We start from the raw sequence: 20050 nt of genomic DNA, 5'->3' as shown, positions 1-20050 counted from the left end.
GCACCGCCCGACCGCCTCGGCCCGGCCCCGTCAGCCCGGCCGCCCGTCAGAGCCACCACCGAAGGAGAGCAGAATGAGCAGCCCGGTCAGCGCGCACAACGAGTGGGACCCGCTGGAGGAGGTCATCGTCGGATCGGCCGTCGGTGCCCGGATCCCCCGGGCCGAGCGCTCCATCCTCACCCTGGACTACCGCGACGGATTCACCGCCGAGACGCTCCCCTCCGGTCCGTACCCCGCGGACGTCGTCGAGAAGACGGAGGAGGAGCTCCAGGCGCTCTGCGACGCGCTCACCGGCCTCGGCGTCACCGTTCGCCGTCCGTCCGTCGCCGACCCGGAGGCGGTGCTGCGGACCGGCCTGTGGGAGACCGACGGCTACCTGGACCACGCGCCGCGCGACGTCGCCCTCGTCGTCGGTGACCTGGTGATCGACGCGCCCATGGTGGTGCGCGGCCGGGCCCTGAAGCAGGCCCTCTACAAGGACCTGTTCACCGAGTACTTCAACCGCGGCGCCCGCTGGATCTCCGCGCCCCGGCCCAAGCTGGCCGACGAGACCTACCTCCCCGAGCTGCCGGAGGGTCAGCGTCTGGCCAACCTGGAACCGCTCTTCGACGCGGCCAACGTGATCCGGCTCGGCACCGACCTGCTGTACCAGGTCTCCGACGGCGGCAACGAGTTGGGGGCCCGCTGGCTCCAGGAGGCCGTCGGCTCCGAGTACACCGTCCACCCCTGCCGCAACCTCTACACCTCCCTGCACATCGACACCACGATCGTGCCGCTCCGCCCCGGACTGGTGCTGCTGCACCCCGAGCGGGTGAACGAGGACAACCTGCCCCCGATCCTCTCCTCCTGGGACAAGATCTGGTGCCCCGAGCTGAACGACATCGGCTTCGCCGGCTCGTTCCCGGTCAACTCCCCGTGGATCGGCATGAACATCCTCAGCGTGCGCCCCGACCTGGTCATCGCCGACCACCGCCAGCCGGAGCTGATCAAGCTGCTGGAGGCCAAGGGCATCGACGTACTGCCCCTCTCCCTCAGCCACGCGCGGACCTTCGGCGGCGGCTTCCACTGCGCGACCCTGGACGTCCGTCGGACCGGCGCGCTGGAAACCTACCGGTGAAAGGCAGCCGCATCCTCCTCGACGTGCTCCACGACGAGGGCGTACGGCACGTGTTCGGCAATCCCGGGACCACGGAACTCCCCCTGATCGCCGAGCTGTCGCGCTCCACGGGCCCGGCCTACGTGCTGGGCCTCCAGGAGAGCGTCGTCGTCGCGATGGCCGACGGGTACGCGCAGGCGAGCGGGCGGCCCGCGATGGTGAACCTGCACGCCATGGCCGGCCTCGGCAACGCCATCGGCAACCTGACCAACGCCCGGGTGCAGGGCACACCGCTCGTCGTCACGGCGGGCCAGGCCGACCAGCGCCACCTCGTCTCCGACCCGCTGCTGGCCGGCGACCTCACCGGCCTGGCCGCTCCGGTCAGCAAGTGGACCCACGAGGTGCGCAGGGTCGAGGACCTGGACGTGGTCATGCGCCGCGCCTTCCGGGACGCCGCGTCGGCACCGACCGGGCCCGTCTTCGTCTCGCTGCCCGTCGACGTCCTGGAGGCGGACGCTCCCGACGACGGCGCGGCCGCGCGCCACGCCGTCTCCGAGCTTGACCGCGCGCCGCACGGGGCACCCGTCGCGCAGCTCGCCGAGCTGCTCCTGGAAACGGACCCCGGCCGGCTGGCGATCGTCGCGTCCGACGACGTGGCGACCGAGCAGGCGGTGGAGGAACTCGTCGGCGTAGCCGAGGCGTTGGGCGTCCGGGTGTACGGCTCGTCGCTGCACGCCAACACCGTGTTCCCGACCGGCCACCCGCTGTGGGCCGGCGGGTTCGGACTCAGCGCCGGCGACATCCGCGCCACCCTGGCCGGGTACGACCGCGTCCTGGTGCTCGGCGGGCGCGCGTTCATGGCGTACAACTACAGCCCCGGGCCGCTCGTCCCGCCCGAGGTGGAACTCCTCCAGATCGCGCTGGACCCGCACAGCCTCGGCCGGACCGCACCCGTCCGGCTCGGACTCGTGGGACACCTGCGCACCACCCTGGGAGATCTGCGGAAGGTCCTCGCGGAGCGCGGCGACCCGAACCGTGCCCGCGCCGCCATGACCGAGCTGGGCACGGTCCACCGGGCCGCCCTGGACGCCGCCGAGGCGCACGCGCTGGGCAGCTACTCCCAGGTGCCGACAGCGCCGGCAGCCGCGGTCCACGCCGTGTTCCGCGCCCTGCCGCCGGACATCGTCGTCGTCGACGAGTCGATGACCTGCGACGACTACGTACGGGCGTTCCACCGGGCCGATCGGCCCGGGCAGTACTACACCGCCCGGGGCAGCGGTCTCGGGTGGGGCATGCCGGCCGCCCTGGGGGTCTCCCTGGCACGCGGTCACGAGCCCGTGCTCTGTCTCGTGGGCGACGGATCCGCCATGTACAGCCCGCAGGCGCTGTGGACCGCGGCCCGGGAGCAACTCCCGGTCCTGTTCGTCGTGGTGAACAACAGCCAGTACCTGATGCTGAAGAACAGCCTGCACCACCGCTATCCGGAGTTCGGGAACGGTGACCGGTTCGTGGGAATGGACATCGACCACCCCGCGATCGACTTCGTCGCCCTGGCCCGCTCCATGGGCGTCCGCGCCGAGCGGGTCGAACGGGCCACCGACATCGCCGAGGCGGCGAGGGCCGCGTGGGACTCCGGCGGCCCCCGCGTCCTGGAGCTGCCCATCTCGGCCCCGTGAACCGATGACGGACGGCCGGCGGCCGCCGCGCTCAGTGCACCGCCTCAAGGCCGGCACTGACCGGCGGCCGCCGCCGGCCGAACAGCTCACTCCTCAGGAATGGACCCCATGAGCAGCGGAACCACGAGAGCGGACGCCGACTCCCCGTCGGCAGCGACCGCACCGCCACGATCCCGGGGCAACCGGGTCGAGGAACGCGGAATCGAATCAGTACCCGAAGCGGAGCGCCGCGGCCGGCCGCGCGAGCTCTTCCTGGTCTGGTTCTCCTCGAACATGTCCTACCTCCCCATCCTCCTCGGCGGCTCGCTCATGATGCTCGGTCTGAGCACGTGGCAGGCCGTCGCCGTCCTCCTCGCGGGCAACACGTTCTGGGCACTGGTCGGCCTCCTCGCGGTGAGCGGTCCGAGCACCGGCAGTCCGAGCGCGGTCATCATGCGGGTGCTCTTCGGAGTGCGCGGCAACCGGGTGATCGGCTGCGGGCTGGGCTGGCTCACCGCCGTCGGCTTCGAGGCGATCAACCTCTCGATCACCGTCCTGGCCGGGCAGGCCCTGCTCTCCGAAGCGGGAATCGGCGGCTCCGCCGTCTCCAGGGGCGTCATCCTGGTCCTGGTCTCGGTCGTCACCTTCACCATCAGCGTGTACGGCTACGACGCCATCCTCCGGATGAGCCGGGCGATCACCCTGCTGCTCACGCTCTCCCTGCTGGTCGCCGCGGTGTTCGTCGCCGTCCACGCCCATCCCGGAACGGACGGCAGTGCGGACGCCGCCCTCGGACCACTCGCCACCGCTCTGGTCGGGTTCACCGTCGTCTCCTCCGGACCGCTGTCCTGGCTCTCCGGGGCCGACTACGCCCGCTACCTCCCCCCGACGGCGTCACGGCGCTCGGTCGCGGGCTGGACCGCGGCGGGCGGATGGCTGGCCTCGGTGTTCCTGGGCCTCGTCGGGGTCCTCGCGGGAACCGCGGTCGACATGACCGATCCCATGACCTCGATGACCACGCTGATGCCGGCCTGGTTCCACCCGGTCTTCCTGGCCGCCGTCATCGTCGGCACGCTGGCGAACAACGTCCTGACCTCCTACTCGTCCGGCCTGCTGCTCCAAGGCGCCGGCGTCCGCATCAGGCGGGCCAGGGCGGTGCTGCTCGACGGAGTGCTCGGCGGGGGGATCGCCCTCTACGCGCTGGTCGCCGCGAGCTTCCTGACCGCGCTCAACAACATCCTCGCCCTGTCGGTCGTCTACATGGGCCCGATCATCGCCATCTACGCCCTGGACCTGGTGCTGCGCCGGAACCGGTACGGAGCGGGCGAGTTGGCCGACCTCCGACCGGGCGGCTCCCGCCCGACCGGGGTCGGTGCAGCAGGTGTCAGTGCGGCAGGCGTCATCGCCTTCCTCGCCGGCACGCTCGCCGCGCTGCTCTGCGTCAACACCACGCTGTGGACCGGCCCCGTCAGCAGGTGGCTGGGCGGCGCCGACCTCGCCGCGGTCGTCGGCCCACTGGTCGCGGCCCTCGGGTACGCCGCCCTGACGCGGACCGGGAACGCCCGCCTCGGCCGCACGGACCGTTCCTCCGACGCGCCTCGTGAACCCGGGGCGGCCGGGACGACCGGGAGCGCCGGTACGCCTCCGGTTCCGGTCGTGGACCTGCGACTGTCCGCCGGAGGCCTGGTGGTGATCCGCCGTACCCGACGATCCCGCGGTTGAGCCCGGATCCGCACCCTGAGCGGCACGGCCCGTCGGCCGTGCCGCTCAGGGTGCGGCCGCAGTCCGATACCTCAGACCAGACGGGTGACCAGGATGCGCCCTCCCTCGTACACTCCGCCGTCGATGGCGACGACCCGGTCACCGGCGTAGCGCAACGCGCTCCGCACGTCCTCGGGCGCCACGCCGAACGACACCGTGAGCGTGCTGTGCCCGTGCACGAGCACGTCGCCACCGAGCGTGCGCAGCATCACCGAGACGGGATCCTCGGCGGGCGCGGATCCGGCACCGCGGAACGCCCGCCGGTCACTCATCCGCTCGCAGAGCTCCAGCCAGGCGGCCGTGTCCGAGCAGTTCAGGGTTTCGGACACGGCCGCGTTGACGTCCGCAACGCTCGATCCGAACTCCAGGTACCGAACGGTGTCCGAGTGGATGAGCAGGTGGTCGTCGACGAGCGCGACCGCGGGCAGGCCGGCGATCCAGGCGGTGTGTTCCGGGGTGAGCCGGCGCAGCTCCTCCTCGCGGCCGCCGTAGCGCGCCCAACCGCCCCGGAAGCCCTCGGGTTCGCCCCACCCCGGGACGGGTGCGGAGCCGAACCGGTGAGCGGCGAGCAGTTGCACCTCGTGGTTGCCCAGCAGGGCCCCCACCTCCCCGTCGGCGGCCGCGGCTTCGGCTGCCAGCCTCCGGACGTCCTCGATGACGCCGACGCCGTCCGGACCGTAGTCGACGTAGTCGCCGAGCAGCCACAGCCGGGCGCATCCCCCGGACCACCGCCCCTGCCCGTCGACCAGCCCCGCGTCCCGGAGCACCTCCCGGAACTCGGCGCGATGACCATGGACATCCGAGGCAACGAACATGGGGCTATTCGAAGTTGACATGGACTTGTACGCTACCATCCGACTTGCCGGGCCGGTGTGCATGTTGACCGCCGATCGCAGCGGCCTGCGGCCCTCGCAGCGCTGCCATACCCCCGCGCTGAGTGGCCAACTATCTCAACTGTCAAGGTCACGGCCCGAGCTGGCGGATTCGATGTCAGTAGCACAGCGCCCAGGGCGAGCAGTGCCTCGTCGCGGTCGGCGAATACCGCGTGCACCGGGCGAGCTGGCGCAGCACCTTCTCGAACGGGATCGCGTTCGGATGCCCAGCACCACGCACTCTCGCCGCTCCGCTCCGCTTCCAGCTGACGCTGACGCGGGCCTGACCAGCGTAAACACTGATGGCCGACGAGGATCCTTCCTCTCGTCGGCCATCAGTGTTGCTGAAGCCTAGTAGGTGCCCCACTTGCGGTCGGTGGAGACGACCTCGCGGCCCAGTGGCATCAGCGAGATCGGGATCATCTTCAGGTTGGCCCAGCCGAACGGGATCCCGATGATCGACAGGAACAGCGGAATGCTGGTGATCAGGTGCGCGAGGGCCAGCCACCAGCCCGCGAAGACCAGCCAGATCACGTTCCCGACGCAGGACGCCGCCCCGGCGTCCGCCCGCTCGACGGTGGTCCGCCCGAACGGCCACAGTATGAAGCCGGCGATCCGGAACGAGGCGATGCCGAACGGGATGGTCACGATGAGTACGCAGCAGATGACTCCGGCGACGGCGTAGGCGATGGCCATCCAAATGCCACAGAAAATCAACCAGATGACGTTGAGAACGAAGTCGATGATCTTCATGGGGCGTACCTTCTCATGTCCGACGGGCTCGCAGCTACGACCGTGCCTTGCCCGTGGGTGGGCGTGTCCACTCCCTTAGGGGGCGTTCTTCCGGGAAGGTTCGGGGGTGCTGAGGACCAGGTGCGGGGTGGTCGCGTCGCGGCACGGTGGGGGCGGGGGATCAGTGGGCGTCGCGGCAGGGGCCGGTGGGGGTGCAGAGGGTGAGGGTGAGCGGCCTGCCGGTCGCGGGGATGCGGTAGTGGTACGCGGCGAAGGTGATGAGGTCGCCGGCCCCGAGGTCGATGGTGCGGTGGCGGACCGGGCTGACGAGGTGGTCGGTGTCGCCGTCGACCTCGATGTCGTCCACCCGGCCGCGGAAGGCCGTGAAGGCGTACGAGTCCACGCCCGCCGTGGTGTCGGCCGGCATCGGGGTGCGGGGGACCAGGTCCGCGATGGCGGCGAACCAGATGGTCGTGGGCGTCACGCCCGCCTGGTTGATGACGGCGTAACAGACGTCGACATTGTCGACCAGCCAGAACGCCATCGCCCGCTCCTGCCCGTCGGTGTCGAGCACCACCATGGTCGGCAGCGTCGGCTTCGGGCACTGCGGCGGCACGTTGAGCCCGCCCACCAGGTCGACGATCCACTGGGCGGACGCCGGAGCCGGCTCGGGCAGCGGCACCGGGTGCCGGCCGCCACTCAGGTCCACGACCGGGTCGCACCCGGTGGCCCCGCCCAGCGCCGCCAGCAGCACCGCCGTCGAACAGAACACCCCGAAGCCGCGTCTCATCGTGCCTCCCCCCGGACCGGACGGCCGAGCCCTCAGGATGCGGCCCGTTCCGGACGGCGGCAAGCCTCCGGGCGCGCCCGGCGCCCGGAGGCTCGTCGGGTCAGGCGGGGCGGGGGAGGTAGGCCAGGCCGTGGGCGCCGGGTTCGGCGCGCTTGGGGACGGTGAGCCGGGTGACGGGGGTGAGGGTGTCGAGGTCGATGACGTCGACGGTGGAGGAGACGGCGGAGGCGACATAGCCGAGGCGGCCGTCGGGGGAGGAGGTGATGGTCAGCGGGAAGGTACCCACCTCGACGGAGCCCAGGGGGCGGTGGGTGGCGGCGGAGAAGACGGTGAGGCGGCCGGGGCCCTGCCCGGCGAGCGCGGAGTCCGGGCTGGTGGTGGCGTGGATCTCGCCGGCCAGGAGGCGGCCGGAGGCGGTCAGGTGGACCGGGAGGACGGCGGAGCCGGTGGGCAGGACGTCGGTCACGGTGGCGGTGCGGGCGTCGATGACCCGGATGCCGGGCGTGGCGTCGGGGTCCTTGGCGAAGCCGAGGTAGGGCCCGCCGACGTACACCCGGGCGCCGTCGGCGGAGACGGCCAGACCCTCGCTGCCGGGCACGGCCACCTTCGCGGTCAGCGTGCCGCGGTCGAGGTCCACCACGGAGACGTACGGCGCCTCCTTGTTGGTGGCGTAACCGGTGCGCCCGTCCGGGGAGATGGCGAACCAGTGCGGGCCGGGGGCGTCGGTGTCGATCCGGCCGAGCGGGCGGCGGGTCGCGGTGTCGATGACCACCACGCCGCCGGGGCGGTTTGCCGAGGCCTCGACGCTGACGTAGAGCCGGCCGCGGACCGGGTCCAGTGCGAGACCGTGCGGGCCGTGCTCGGGGGCGAGGTCGATCACCTCGACGATCCGGCGGGTGTCGGCGTCGATGACGGTCACCTCGGTGCGGTGGCCGTCGTGGGCGTTGTAGTAGCCGGAGCGGTACGCGCTGGTGCACCAGAGCAGTCGCTGGGTCGGGTCGAAGAGCAGCTCGTGCGGCTGGGCCGTGACCTCGATGGTGTCCAGCAGGCTGTCGGTGGCGGCGTCGTAGAAGGAGACGGTCGGGCCGCTCTGGCTGACGACGGCGAGGACGTCGCCGGCGAGGTGGGCGCGGGGGTCGTTCAGCCCGTTCGGCGTGTTCAGCACGTTCGGGATGTTCGGCACGCTGGGCGTGTTGGGCGTGTTGGGCGTGTTGGGCGTGTTGGGCGTGTTGGGCACGTTCGGAACGTTCGGCACGGGAACTCCTGGTGCGGAGAAGTCGGGTGTCTCTCGGACGGTTCCACTGTCCCCGCCCGGCGGCGGCCGAACCATGCAAAGATCGGCAAGGGATCATTGCCCCAAGCGCAAAAATGCAGCTCAGGAGCCATGAATGGACCTCAACCTGCTGCGGGTGCTGGACGCCCTGCTCCAGGAGAACAGCGTGACCCGGGCCGCCGAGCGGCTCGGCACCTCACCGGCGGCGGTGAGCCGGACGCTGGCCCGGTTGCGCCGCGCGGTCGGCGATCCGCTGCTGGTACGGGCCGGGCAGGGGCTGGTGCCGACCCCGCGGGCGCTCGAACTGCGGGAGGAGGTGGCCGGGTTGCTGCGGAGCTGCGAGAACGTGCTGCGGCCCGGAGCGGGCTTCGAGCCGGTGCACCTGGAGCGGACCTTCACCGTGCAGTGCACCGACGCCGTACTGGTCCGGGTGGCCGGCCCGCTGGTCGGGCGGATCCGCGCCGAGGCGCCCGGCGTGGACGTGGTGTTCCTGCCGGAGTCCCTGGAGGGCGGACCGGCCCTGCGCCAGGGGCAGGTGGACGTCGAGGTCGGTGTGCTCGGGCCGTTGGATCCGGAGATCCGCTCCCGGCCGCTGGTCACGGTGCCGGTGGTGGGTGTGGCGCGGGCCGGCCACCCGCTGTTCGAAGGGCGGATCACCGCCCGGCGGTTCGCCGCCGCCGACCACATCGGCGTCTCCCGGCGCGGCAAGCGGCTCGGGCCGATCGACACCGCGCTGGCCGAGCGCGGGCTGCGCCGCCGGGTCGCGGTGGTGGTGCCCAGCCACACCGGCGCGATGCTGCTGGCCGGGGGCAGCGACCTGGTGACCCTCGGGGCGGCGGACTGGCTGCCGGGGACCTTCGCGGCGCTGGGCCTGCGGACCTTCCCGATCCCGCTCGAACTCCCGCAGCTGGAGCTGGGGATGGCCTGGCACCCGCGCAACTCGGCTGACCCCGGCCAGCGTTGGTTCCGTAGTCATCTGGCCGCCGCCGTACAGCAGCTGTAGGGGTCGCACCCGTCAGACCAGACCGGGTGCGGCCCCAAGTGGCCTGTGCTGCAGGCTGGTCGGGCGCTACTTGCCCGCGATGACCTGGCCCATGGCGGCCAGGGTGGGCGAGCCGTTGTTCCAGTAGTCGGAGTGCCCGGCGTTGGGGTCGACGGGCATGACGTTCGCGCCGAACTGGGGGGTGGTGGTCTGGCGTCCGTGGATCAGGTGGTGGTCGCCGTCGTCGAAGCCGAAGTCGGCCTTCGTGTTGTCCCAGAAGTTGTCCACGAACCCGCCGGGGTCGACGGCGCTGGCCATGCCGATCATGTCGGCGGGGCTCTGCGCCGCGTACACGTGGGACGGGTCGATGCGGAGGTCCTTCGCGGTGTCGACACCGGCGCCGGGGCTGGCGATCAGGACGACGTTGTCGACCGGCAGGCCGTGGTCCTTCATGGTGTAGCCCACCGTCGTGGTGCCGTAACTGTGGCCGAGGATGGTGTTGTTGCCGATGGTCCCGTTGTGGGTGGCGTGCAGCCCGTTCTCGAAGCTGACCAGCTTGCCCTCCGCGTCCTTCGCGTACTGGTCGTCCGCGGCCTCGGGAATGAGGTTCTGCGGGGCGTCGTAACCGATCCAGGCGATCGACGAGGTGGTCTTGCCGTTGCCGACGGCGTTGGCCGCGGCGACCATCGCGTCCGAGCGGCTGATGTCGCCGTCGACCTTGCCGAGCCGGGCGCCGGTGCCGGGGACGTACGTCGACACGTTGTCGGCGGTGTCCGGGTTGTTGATCGCGACGATGGCGTGGCCCTTGCCGTTGGTGTCGAAGCCCAGCAGGAACGCGGGCGGATGGGCGGCGTCGACCTGGGTGCCCAGCCGGGTGTCGATGGCGTTGATGCCGTTCATCTTCTCGACCAGGTCGTCGTGCTGCTGCTTCCACAACTTGTGCGCGGGACTGTCGTAGGCCCCGTACGGCGTTGCCACCGTCGAGTCGGGCTCGGGGCCGAGCACGTCCAGCTGGTGCTGGATGTCCTGCTTGCTGCGCGCCAGGTTGAGCCGGTTGGCCTGGTCGCGGCCGGTGGCGGGGATGCCGTCGAGGTTGCCGATCTGGTCCGGGTGGTTGAGGATCAGCCGGTGCTGCTGCTCGTCGGTGAGGCTGTTCCACCAGGCCTGGACGCTGTTCGGGTCGGTCCCGGCGGCCGGGATCTGGGAGAGCGCGTTCGCGGCGGCCGTGTCGTTCGTCGCGACGGTGGAGTCCAGGCCGGTGCCGTTGGTCGCGTTGGTGCTCAGGTGGGCGAGCCGGCCGCTGATCGTCCGGTCCGCGTGGTCGGCCTCGGTGAGGGCGGCCGTGATCCGGTCCCGGATGGCCTTGGCGTGTTCCGGGGCGCCGTGTCCGGCGAAGGTCAGCGAGTTGGGGTCGTTGTCCCAGGTGATGCCGCCGTCGGCGGCCACCGTGAGCCCCTGGCTCTTGGCGTCGTCGAGGGCGCTGAGCAGGTGCGCCTGGGCGGCGGCGAAGCCCTCGGAGCCGTCCTGGAGGGCCCGGCTGATGAGCCCGATCTCCTGCTGGGCGGCGTGGAGTTCGTCGTGCAGGCTCTGGATCCGGGTGGTGGCGTGGTCGGCGGCGGTGCCGCTCCACTGCGAGTTGTGCAGCCGGTCGACGACCTCGTGCTGCCAGTTCTCGACGTGCTGGCCGAAGGCGGTGGCCAGGGTGTCGAAGGCCGTCTTGGCGATGGCGAGGTTGCAGAAGTCGGCGTCGTGCAGCGTCTTGATGTCCATCGGCTACTCCGCCGCTCTCGCGCTGCGGGGCTTCACCGGGCCGGGGGTGACGACGGTGCCGAACGGGTCCGGCGCGGTCGAGGCCGGGACCGGGACGTCCGGGTGGATCATGTTGGTGTGGATGTCCTGCTCGACCTGGCGGTAGTAGGCCGCCGAGGTGCCGAGTTTGGTGCCGACGTCGCCCATGTCGCCGCCGAGCTTGTCCAGCAGGGTCTTCCAGTCGCTGCCGCAGGTGGTCAACGCGGCGGCGGTGAGCCAGCCTTGCAGGGAACCGGCGGCCTGGCCGCACGGGTCGGTGATCTTCGCCGTCTCGCCGGGTATCAGGCTGCCGATGTGCTGGGCGCTCTGGCCGCAGCCGTCCAACTCGCCCGGCTTCACCTGGAATTGCAGGTTCGAATCTGGATCTGCCATGCGTCCCCCGTCAGTTCCGGACCGGCGGCTGGGCCGGTCGGAGCGGTAACTGACGACGCATGCTAGCGGATCGTCAAGAACGGGCAACCGGTTTGACCTGGGCGTGTGCGAAGGGGCCGCACCTCGGTAGAGGTACGGCCCCGGAGGGGAGTTGGGCTACGTGGCAGGGGTGCCGGTCGGCCAGACGCAGGGGGAGCTGACCTTGAGGGTGAGGTCGTGGCTGGAGTCGGACGTTCCGTCCAGGATGGCGAGGAAGTTGTTCTGCGGGTTCTTCAGTTTGATCCAGTCGAGATGGGAGTTCGGGGGATCCTGAACCGGCTGGAATCCCTGCCCGGTCAGGAAGGTGCGGTAGTCGGTCACGGCCTGGGCCTTGATGTCTGATGAAACGTCACCGAAGTCGTAGCCTCGGCCGGTCTGCTTTCGGCCGTGCGGGCCGATGTCGTTGGCGTCGCATTCCTGGTCGAAGAACGCGGCCGGCGCCGACGTGGGCTGTACCGGAAGTTTGGCGAGGATGTCGGCGAGGTAGCCGTCGATCTGCGTCTTGGCCTGGTCCAGGGTGATGGTGGGCTTCGACCGCTCCTGGAGGGTGTTCGCCCCGCAGGCACTGAGGGCCAGTGCGGTGACCGTCAGTGTGGCGGCGGCGGTGGCCCGCCTGATCAGGGAGGTGTGTTCGGTGGTGCTCATTGCGTCGGCTTTCCGGCGATGACCTGCCCCATGGCGGTCAGGGTGGGCGAACCATTGTTCCAGTAGTCGGAGTGTCCCGCGTTGGGGTCGACGGGCATGACGTTAGCGCCGAACTGGGGGACGGTGGTCTGGCGGCCGTACATCAGGTGGTGGTCGCCGTCGCCGAAGAGGAAGTCGGTCTTGATGTTGTCCCAGAGGTTGTCCGTCATACCGCTGGGGTCGGTGGCGGCGGCCCAGCCGATCGCGTCGGCGGGGCTCTGCGCCGCGTACACGTGGGACGGGTCGATCCGCAGGTCCTTGGCGTTCTCGACACCGGCGCCGGGGCTGGCGATCAGCACGGCGTTGTCGACCGGGAGGCCGTGGTCGCGCATGGTGTAGCCCACGGTCGTGGTGCCGTAGCTGTGGGCCAGGATGGTGTTGTTGCCGATCTTCCCGTCGTGGGTGGCGTGCAGCCCGTTCTCGAAGCTGACCAGCTTGTCCTCCGCGGCCTTCGCGTAGGAGTCGTCCGCGGCCTCCGGGATGATGTTCTGCGGCGCGTCGTAGCCGACCCAGGTGATCGACGAGGTGGTGCTCTTGTCGCCCGCCTTCCGGTTGGCGTCGTTGGCCGAGGCGACCATCAGGTCCGAGCGGTTGATGTCGCTGTTGATACTTCCGAGCCGGGCGCCGGTGCCGGGGACGTACGTCGACACATTGTTGGCGGTGTCGGGGTTGTTGACCGCGATGATGGCGTGGCCGTGGCCGTTGGTGTCGAAGCCCAGCAGGTAGGTCGGCGGGTGGGCGTCGTCGACCGGGGCCTTCAGCCGGTTCTCGATGGCGGTGATGCCGGTCATCTTGTCCGTGAGGTCGTCGTGCTTTTGCTTCCACGTCGTGTAGTCGGGGTTCTCGACGGGCCCGCCGTTGGTGTCGGCGATGTCGAGGAACTGCTTCGGCTCGGGGCCGAGCCCGTCGAGCTGGTGCTGGATGTCCTGATGGGCGCGGGCCAGGTTGGTCTGGTTCGCCTGGTTCCGGTCGACGGCGGGGATGCCGTCCAGGTTGCCGATCTGGTCCGGGTGGTTGAGGATCATCCGCTGCTGCTGGTCGTCCGTGAGGCCGTTCCACCAGGCCTTGACGCTGTTCGGGTCGGTGCCGGCCGGGGGGATGGTCTGGAGCGCGTTGGCGGCGTCGGTGTCGGACTTCGCGGTGGCGGAGTCCAGACCGGTGCCGTTGCTCGCGTTGCCGGCCAGGTGGGTGAGCCGGGCGTTGATGGTCTGGTCGGCGTGGTCGGCCTCGTTGAGCGCGGCGGTGATCCGGGACTGGATCTGCTTGGCCTGGTTCTCGGCGTCGGTGCCCGCGAAGTTCGGGGAGTTGGGGTCCTTCTCCCAGGTGATCCCGCCGTCGGCGGCGACGTTCAGCTTGTGGGTCTTGGCGTCGTCCAGGGCGTTGATGAGGTGCGCCTGGGCGGCGGCGAAGCCGTCGTAGGCGTCCTGGAGGGCCCGGCTGACGAGGCCGATCTCCTGCTGGGCGGCCTTGAGTTCGTTCTCCAGGAACTGCATCCGGGCGTTGGCGTGGTCGGCGGCGGTGCCGGTCCACTGGGAGTTGTGCAGCCGGTCGACGACCTCGTGCTGCCAGTTCTCGACGTGCTGGCCGAAGGCGGTGGAGAGGGTGTCGAAGGCGCTCTTCGCGGTGGAGATGCCGATGATGTCGGCGTCGTGCAGGGTCTTGATGTCCATCGGTTACTCGGCCGCCTTCGCGCTGCGGGGCTTCACCGGGCCGGGGACGACGGCGGTGCCGAAGGGGTCCGGCTCGTCCGGGGCCGGCGGAGCGGCCGGGTTCCGCATGCCGTTGTGGGCGTTCTGCTCGGCCTGGCGGTAATAGGTGGCCGAGGTGCCGAGCTTGGTGCCGACGTCGCCCATGTCACCGCCGAGCCGGTCCAGCAGGGTCTTCCAGTTGGTGCCGCAGGCGGTGATCCCGCCGGCGGTGAGCCAGCCCTTGAGACCTCCGGCGGCCTGGTTGCACGGGTCGGTGATCTTCGTGGTCTCGCCGGGTATCAGGCCGCCGATGTGCTGGGCGCTCTGGCCGCAGCCGTCCAGTTCGGCCGGATTGACCTTGAACTGCAAACCCGCGTCAGGATCTGGCATCTTTCGTTTCCCCCGTCAGTTCCGGACCGGTTGCTGGGGCGGTCCGTGTGTTCGAAAACTGACGACGCATGCTAGCGGATCATTAACGCAGGTCAGCACACCGGCGGACCTGCACGACGCACAGGGGCCGCACCTCCGGGAAAGTGCGGCCCCGAACGGGAGTTCGGGCTACTTGGGTGGAGTGCCGTCAGACCAGACGCATGGGAGCTGACCCGGAGGGACAGGTCGTGGCTGGAGTCGGAGACCCCGTCCAGGGTGGCGAGGTAGGTGACTGACTTTGTACGAAGGGAGAGCGGCGGACGTTCGCAGTTGGGGATACCCTGTGGGGGTAAGCGGAGGGCGGAGACGGGCGGGAGGCGGACCATGGCGCAGCAGCGGCTGTACGGGTCGTCGCTGCCCGGGGTGCTGCGCCTGCTGCTCCTCGCCGCCCTGCTGCTCGGCATCGTGACGATGCACACGCTGGGGCACCCGGGTGGTGGGCACGGCGGGTCTGCCGGGCATGGGTCGCACGGCTCGCACGGCTCGTACGGCTCGCGGATGGTGGCAGCGGATCACCACGCGGCCGCCGTTCCGACGGCCCATGCGCCGCTGGCGGTCGAGCCCGCCGGCGGCGGCATGGATCCGATGACGGTCTGTCTCGCGGTGCTGGCCGGCTGGACCCTGGTGCTGCTGATCGCCGGCCCGCTGCTGCGCCGCCGTGGTGACGCCGCCGCAGAAGTGCGGGCCCGGCTGCTGCGGGCCGTGCGGGCGCTGCCGCCGCCCGGGGGTGGGCGGATCCTCCTCAGCAGACTGTCGGTGCTGCGTCAGTAGGCGTGCGCTCGCCGTTCCGTGCCCGCTCGTGCGCCTTCGCGCCCGCGCGCGGAACGGCCGACGCGCCGTCCTTTACGTCCACACCACCCCTGCACGAGGTGCACTCCGTCATGCGCACACCCACCCGTCGTACCGTCCTCGGCGCCGCGTTCGCCGCCGCCGGGACCGGCCTGCTCGCCGCCTGCTCCTCCGATTCGATGAACGGCGATTCGATGAACGGCATGGACCACTCGGCCGCCGTCCCCTCCGCCCCCTCCGCCCCCGCCGGCTTCGTCGCCCCGAACGGCCCCGAGGTCGCCGCCGCCCCCGCCGGCTTCGTCGCCCCGAACGGCCCCGAGGTCGCCGCCGCCGAGGCCGGGCGCAAGCCCGGGCCCGAGCGCAAGGTCGCGCTCACCGCCACCGAGACCACCCTCGACCTGGGCGGCCGCACCGTCCGCAGCTGGGCGTACGGCGACCGCCTGCCCGGCCAGGAGGTGCGCGCCACCGTCGGCGACACCCTCGCCCTCACCCTCGCCAACCACCTGCCGCAGCCCACCTCGCTGCACTGGCACGGCCTCGCCCTGCGCAACGACATGGACGGCGTGCCCGGCCTGACCCAGGAGGCGGTCCGGGCGGGCGCGTCCTTCGACTACCGCTTCGCCCTCTCCCGCCCCGGCACCTACTGGTTCCACCCGCACTCCGGCGTCCAGCAGGACCGCGGCCTGTACGCGCCGCTGATCGTGGAGGACCCGAAGGAGCCGCTGCGCTACGACCGGGAGTGGGTCGTCGTCCTGGACGACTGGGTGGACGGGGTCGACGGCAGCTCCCCGGACGCCGTGCTCGCCGAACTCGCCCGGGGCATGGGCGGGATGGGTCACTCCGGCCACACCATGCCAGGCATGTCCGGTATGTCTGGCATGCCTGACGCGTCGAGTGCGGGGGCGAGCGGCCCGTCCCGGATGCTGATGGGCGCCACCAGCCCGCTGCTCGGCGGCGACGCGGGTGACGTCGCCCACCCGTTCCACCTGGTCAACGGCCGCCTCCCGGGCGCCCCCGAGACCTTCACCGCCAAGCCCGGGGACCGGATCCGGATCCGGCTGATCAACGCGGGCGGCGACACCGCCTACCGGGTCGCCCTCGGCGGCCACGAGCTGACCGTCACCCACACCGACGGCTTCCCGGTCGAACCGGCCACCACCCAGGCGCTGTTGCTCGGCATGGGCGAGCGCTACGACGTGCTGGTCACCGCCCAGGACGGCGTCTTCCCGCTGACCGCCCTGGCCGAGGGCAAGAACGCCGGCGCGCTGGCCGTGCTGCGCACCGGCGGCGGCGCCGCGCCGGACGCCTCGACGCGCCCGGCCGAGCTGGACGGCCGGCTGCTGACCGCCGCCCGGCTGAAGGCCGACCGGAGCGTCCGGCTGCCCGCCAGGGCGCCGGACCGCACCGTCCTGCTGGAGCTGACCGGCGGCATGGCGAAGGCCGACTGGGCGTTCAACGGCCGGAAGTACGACCCGGCGCAGCGCCACCCGGTCGCGGCCGGGGAGCGGGTGCGGCTGGAGTTCCGCAACACCACCGCCATGTGGCACCCCGTCCACCTGCACGGGCACACCTTCGCGCTGGGCGCCGACGGCCCGCGCAAGGACACCGCGGTCGTGCTGCCGGGCACGACCCTGACGGTCGACTTCGACGCCGACAACCCGGGGCTGTGGATGGTGCACTGCCACAACGTCTACCACTCGGAGACCGGCATGATGACCGTTCTCGGTTACCAGGCGTAACCCGTCCAGGATCCGAGACGCCGGGGCGGTGGTCCGCCGCACCGCCCCGGCACCGGCCCCGCCGCACCGTGCCACCCGTCCCGACCTGCGCGGCCATGACGTTTTCTTAACGCGGGCCGATGACGCCTCCTTAACGCCGGTCGCATAGCCTGGCGCACTGCCGTCGCCCGACGGCGCTTTTACGGGGTCTTTAATCAAGAGGTGCAAGGTGGTTTCGTCGGGTTCGACGGAGGCGACGACGGAGGATCCGTCGTCGGCGCGAATACGGCTCCGCAGCTGGCTCCTGGAGGACATGTCCCCGGAGAAGGCCGCCAAGGACGCCGCCGCGAAGGCGCGGGAGGACAGCGCGGAGTCGGGGGACTCCGCCGCCGACGCCGATCACGCTGCGCACACGGGCCAGCCGTGGTGGCGCGTGATGTGCCTGACCGGTCTGGACTACTTCTCGACGCTCGGCTACCAGCCGGGCATCGCCGCCCTCGCGGCCGGCCTGCTGTCGCCGATCGCCACGATCGTGCTGGTGCTCGTCACGCTGCTGGGCGCGCTGCCGGTCTACCGGCGGGTCGCCCAGGAGAGCCCGCACGGTGAGGGCTCGATCGCGATGCTGGAGCGGCTGCTGTCGTTCTGGAAGGGCAAACTGTTCGTCCTCGCCCTGCTCGGCTTCGCGGCGACGGACTTCATCATCACGATCACCCTCTCGGCCGCCGACGCCAGCGCCCACCTGGTCGAGAACCCGCACCTGACCAGTGCCCTCGGCGGCAAGCAGATGGTGATCACGCTGATCCTGGTCGCCCTGCTCGGCGCCGTCTTCCTCAAGGGCTTCAGCGAGGCGATCGGCCTGGCCGTGGGGCTCGTCGCGGTCTACCTGACGCTCAACGTGGTGGTCGTCGCGGTCGGCATCTGGAAGATCATCCAGGCGCCGCACGTCGTCGCCGACTGGTCCAACGCGCTGACCACCCAGCACGGCAACGTCTTCGTGATGATCGGCGTCGCGCTGGTCGTCTTCCCGAAGCTCGCGCTCGGCATGTCCGGCTTCGAGACCGGCGTCGCCGTGATGCCGCACATCAAGGGCGACGCCGGCGACACCGAGACGAACCCGGTCGGCCGGATCCGCGGCACCCGCAAGCTGCTCACCACCGCCGCCGTGATCATGAGCACCTTCCTGATCGCCACCAGCTTCATCTGCACCCTGCTCATCCCGGCCAAGGAGTTCGAGAGCGGCGGCCAGGCCAACGGCCGCGCCCTCGCCTTCCTGGCGCACGAGTACCTGGGCGGCGCCTTCGGCAGCGTCTACGACCTGTCGACCATCGCCATCCTGTGGTTCGCCGGCGCCTCCGCCATGGCGGGCATGCTCAACCTGCTGCCCCGCTACCTGCCCCGCTACGGCATGGCCCCGCACTGGGCCCGCGCCGTGCGCCCGATGGTGATCGTCCTGACCATCGTCGGCTTCCTGATCACCTGGCTGTTCGACGCCAACGTCGACGCCCAGGGCGGCGCCTACGCCACCGGCGTACTGGTCCTGATCAGCTCGGCGGCCATCGCCGTCACCATCGCCGCCTACAAGAAGCGCCAGCGCGGCTGGACCGTCGCCTTCGGGGCCATCGCGGCGGTCTTCCTGTACACCACCGTGGTCAACACCATGGAGCGCCCGGACGGTGTCAAGATCGGTGCCTGCTTCATCGCCGGCATCATCCTGGTCTCGCTGCTCTCCCGGCTCAAGCGCGCCTTCGAGCTGCGCGTCACGGACGTGGTGCTGGACGAGACGGCCGAGCGGTTCATCCGCGACTACGCCCACCGCCCGCTGCGCCTGATCGCCAACGAGCCGACCAACCGGGACGTCGCCGAGTACCGCGACAAGATCCGGCAGATCCGTGCCGACAACGACATCCCGGGCGAGGACGACCTGGTCTTCGTCGAGGTGACCGTCCGGGACGCCTCGGACTTCGAGTCCGAGCTGACCGTGCGCGGCGAGGTGCTGCACGGCCGGTACCGGGTGCTCGCCCTGCAGAGCTCCAGCGTGCCCAACGCGATCGCCGCCCTGGCGCTCACCGTCCGGGACCGCACCGGGCAGCGGCCGCACCTGTACTTCGAGTGGACCGAGGGCCACCCCTTCGCCCAGTTCCTGCGGTTCATCCTGTTCGGGCAGGGCGAGGTCGCGCCGGTCACCCGCGAGGTGCTGCGCGAGGCGGAGCCGGACCGCACCAAGCGTCCGCGCGTCCACGTCGGCTGACCGCCGAACCGACGGCGACGGCCCGTCCGGTCCATGGGGACCGGGCGGGCCGTCGGCGTTCCCGCCGGAAGCGGCGGGGTGGGGACTCAGGAGGGCAGGCGCAGCACCAGGCCGGGCTGGATGAGGTCCGGGTCCTCGCCGATGGTGTCGCGGTTGAGCGCGTACAGCGCCGGCCAGCCGCCGGGGACGTTCAGGGTGGCGGCGAGCTGGTCCAGGGTGTCGTCCTCGCGGACGGTCCACCGATCGTCCTCCGCCGGGCCCGGGGCGGGCGGGGGCTGGACGGCGTCGCGCTCGTGGCGGCGGGTGGCCTCCTCGCCGCGGCTCTCCTGGTGCGGCCTGGAGCTCTGGTGGGTGTGGCCGCCGGCGGCCCGGGAGCCGCAGACCGGCCAGGGGGAGAGGCCGCGGCGGTCGGCCAGGTGCTGGGCGACGGCCATCTGCTCCTCCCGGCTGGCGAGGTCGGCGCGCGGGGCGTAGGCGAGGCCGCCGTTCTCCCGCCAGGTGGGCTGGTCGAACTGGAGGCCGCCGAAGTAGCCGTTGCCGCTGTTGACGTGCCAGTTGCCGCCGCTCTCGCAGTCCGCCACCCGGGCCCAGTCGAACCGGCCGCCGTCCGACCTCCCGCCGGGGTCGGTCCCGCGGTCGCCGCCCGGGGGTGCGGCGTGGGCCGCTGGGGCGGCGAGTGCGACGGCGAGGGCGCAGAGCGCGGTGGGGACGAGGCGGCGGAGGTGGGCGGTGGCAGGCATGGGCGGCTCTCAGGTCCGGGGACAGGGCGTGCACCGCCCGGAGGCGGCGCGTTCCAACCGACGCATGCCGGACGGGGCGCGTGGCCGCCGACACGACCGAGGAGTCACCCGCTCGGCCGCGCCGCACCACCCCGGCGGCTCGCGGCCATCCGGCCGTGCCCCCGTCCACCGCCGCCTCCTAGAGTGGCCGCAACGCCACTCGACGAAGGGGACGGACGGACGATGACGATCGATCAGGGAACCGCGCGGGCCGAGCTGGGTGTGATCGGTGGTTCGGGGTTGTACGCGTTGCTGGAGGAGGTGGTGGAGGTGCGGGTGGAGACGCCGTACGGGCCGCCGAGCGATGCGGTGTTCGTGGGGGAGGTGGCCGGGC

Annotated in this window: 17 protein-coding genes; 7 read left to right on the top strand and 10 right to left on the bottom strand. The window is 71.4% G+C overall.

The window, feature by feature from the left end:
* Positions 1 to 73 precede the first annotated feature (73 nt).
* From BG452_RS31785 to BG452_RS31775, 3 genes are all read left to right on the top strand, one after another.
* Complete coding sequence (locus BG452_RS31785; RefSeq protein ID WP_188307816.1) at positions 74 to 1117, top strand: inosamine-phosphate amidinotransferase 1; 1044 nt, start codon at positions 74 to 76, stop codon at positions 1115 to 1117.
* Positions 1114 to 2772 (top strand): thiamine pyrophosphate-binding protein, encoded by a 1659-nt coding sequence (locus BG452_RS31780; RefSeq protein ID WP_188307815.1) that lies wholly within the window; start codon positions 1114 to 1116, stop codon positions 2770 to 2772. The genes BG452_RS31785 and BG452_RS31780 overlap by 4 nt, the downstream gene beginning before the upstream one ends.
* Positions 2773 to 2880: 108 nt before the next feature.
* Positions 2881 to 4473: a purine-cytosine permease family protein gene (locus BG452_RS31775; protein ID WP_188307814.1), complete on the top strand. Its 1593-nt coding sequence runs from the start codon at positions 2881 to 2883 to the stop codon at positions 4471 to 4473.
* A 71-nt stretch (positions 4474 to 4544) separates the two neighbouring features.
* On the opposite strand, the gene BG452_RS31770 is transcribed toward BG452_RS31775, so the two are convergent.
* The 4 genes from BG452_RS31770 to BG452_RS31755 form a co-directional block, all read right to left on the bottom strand.
* Positions 4545 to 5327: a metallophosphoesterase gene (locus BG452_RS31770; protein ID WP_223243012.1), complete on the bottom strand. Its 783-nt coding sequence runs from the start codon at positions 5325 to 5327 to the stop codon at positions 4545 to 4547.
* 408 nt (positions 5328 to 5735) lie between these two features.
* Positions 5736 to 6137, bottom strand: a complete 402-nt coding sequence (locus tag BG452_RS31765; protein WP_188307812.1) for a YccF domain-containing protein — start codon at positions 6135 to 6137, stop codon at positions 5736 to 5738.
* A 160-nt stretch (positions 6138 to 6297) separates the two neighbouring features.
* Positions 6298 to 6906: a hypothetical protein gene (locus tag BG452_RS31760; protein ID WP_188307811.1), complete on the bottom strand. Its 609-nt coding sequence runs from the start codon at positions 6904 to 6906 to the stop codon at positions 6298 to 6300.
* Between the two features lie 100 nt (positions 6907 to 7006).
* Positions 7007 to 8161, bottom strand: coding sequence for a YncE family protein (locus tag BG452_RS31755; RefSeq protein WP_317621321.1), 1155 nt, complete (start codon positions 8159 to 8161; stop codon positions 7007 to 7009).
* Between the two features lie 133 nt (positions 8162 to 8294).
* Between BG452_RS31755 and BG452_RS31750 the strand changes: the two genes are divergently transcribed.
* On the top strand, positions 8295 to 9182 hold the full coding sequence (locus BG452_RS31750; protein ID WP_188307810.1) for a LysR family transcriptional regulator: 888 nt from the start codon (positions 8295 to 8297) through the stop codon (positions 9180 to 9182).
* A 66-nt stretch (positions 9183 to 9248) separates the two neighbouring features.
* Here BG452_RS31750 and BG452_RS31745 read toward each other — a convergent pair whose 3' ends face one another.
* The 5 genes from BG452_RS31745 to BG452_RS31725 all read right to left on the bottom strand — a co-directional run bounded on the left by BG452_RS31745 (position 9249) and on the right by BG452_RS31725 (position 14143).
* Positions 9249 to 10931 (bottom strand): alpha/beta hydrolase, encoded by a 1683-nt coding sequence (locus BG452_RS31745; RefSeq protein WP_188307809.1) that lies wholly within the window; start codon positions 10929 to 10931, stop codon positions 9249 to 9251.
* 3 nt (positions 10932 to 10934) lie between these two features.
* Positions 10935 to 11342 (bottom strand): hypothetical protein, encoded by a 408-nt coding sequence (locus tag BG452_RS31740; protein WP_188307808.1) that lies wholly within the window; start codon positions 11340 to 11342, stop codon positions 10935 to 10937.
* A 156-nt stretch (positions 11343 to 11498) separates the two neighbouring features.
* Positions 11499 to 12026, bottom strand: a complete 528-nt coding sequence (locus BG452_RS31735; protein WP_188307807.1) for a hypothetical protein — start codon at positions 12024 to 12026, stop codon at positions 11499 to 11501.
* Positions 12023 to 13735, bottom strand: coding sequence for an alpha/beta hydrolase (locus BG452_RS31730; RefSeq protein ID WP_188307806.1), 1713 nt, complete (start codon positions 13733 to 13735; stop codon positions 12023 to 12025). The genes BG452_RS31735 and BG452_RS31730 overlap by 4 nt, the downstream gene beginning before the upstream one ends.
* Positions 13736 to 13738: 3 nt before the next feature.
* Complete coding sequence (locus BG452_RS31725; RefSeq protein ID WP_188307805.1) at positions 13739 to 14143, bottom strand: hypothetical protein; 405 nt, start codon at positions 14141 to 14143, stop codon at positions 13739 to 13741.
* Positions 14144 to 14506: 363 nt separating this feature from the next.
* Here BG452_RS31725 and BG452_RS31720 point away from each other — a divergent pair, with 363 nt between their 5' ends.
* From BG452_RS31720 to BG452_RS31710, 3 genes are all read left to right on the top strand, one after another.
* Positions 14507 to 14953, top strand: a complete 447-nt coding sequence (locus tag BG452_RS31720) for a DUF6153 family protein (RefSeq protein WP_188307804.1) — start codon at positions 14507 to 14509, stop codon at positions 14951 to 14953.
* Positions 14954 to 15063: 110 nt separating this feature from the next.
* Positions 15064 to 16710, top strand: a complete 1647-nt coding sequence (locus BG452_RS31715; protein ID WP_188307803.1) for a multicopper oxidase family protein — start codon at positions 15064 to 15066, stop codon at positions 16708 to 16710.
* Positions 16711 to 17002: 292 nt separating this feature from the next.
* Positions 17003 to 18937, top strand: a complete 1935-nt coding sequence (locus tag BG452_RS31710) for an APC family permease (protein ID WP_223243011.1) — start codon at positions 17003 to 17005, stop codon at positions 18935 to 18937.
* 86 nt (positions 18938 to 19023) lie between these two features.
* On the opposite strand, the gene BG452_RS47850 is transcribed toward BG452_RS31710, so the two are convergent.
* Positions 19024 to 19677 carry a transglycosylase family protein gene (locus BG452_RS47850; protein ID WP_188307801.1) on the bottom strand — a complete coding sequence of 218 codons (654 nt, stop codon included), beginning with the start codon at positions 19675 to 19677 and terminating at the stop codon, positions 19024 to 19026.
* Positions 19678 to 20050 lie beyond the last annotated feature (373 nt).

Source organism: Streptomyces sp. CBMA123, assembly GCF_014596465.1.
Taxonomy (GTDB): Bacteria; Actinomycetota; Actinomycetes; order Streptomycetales; family Streptomycetaceae; genus Kitasatospora.
This window is presented reverse-complemented; position numbering and strand designations above follow the sequence as displayed.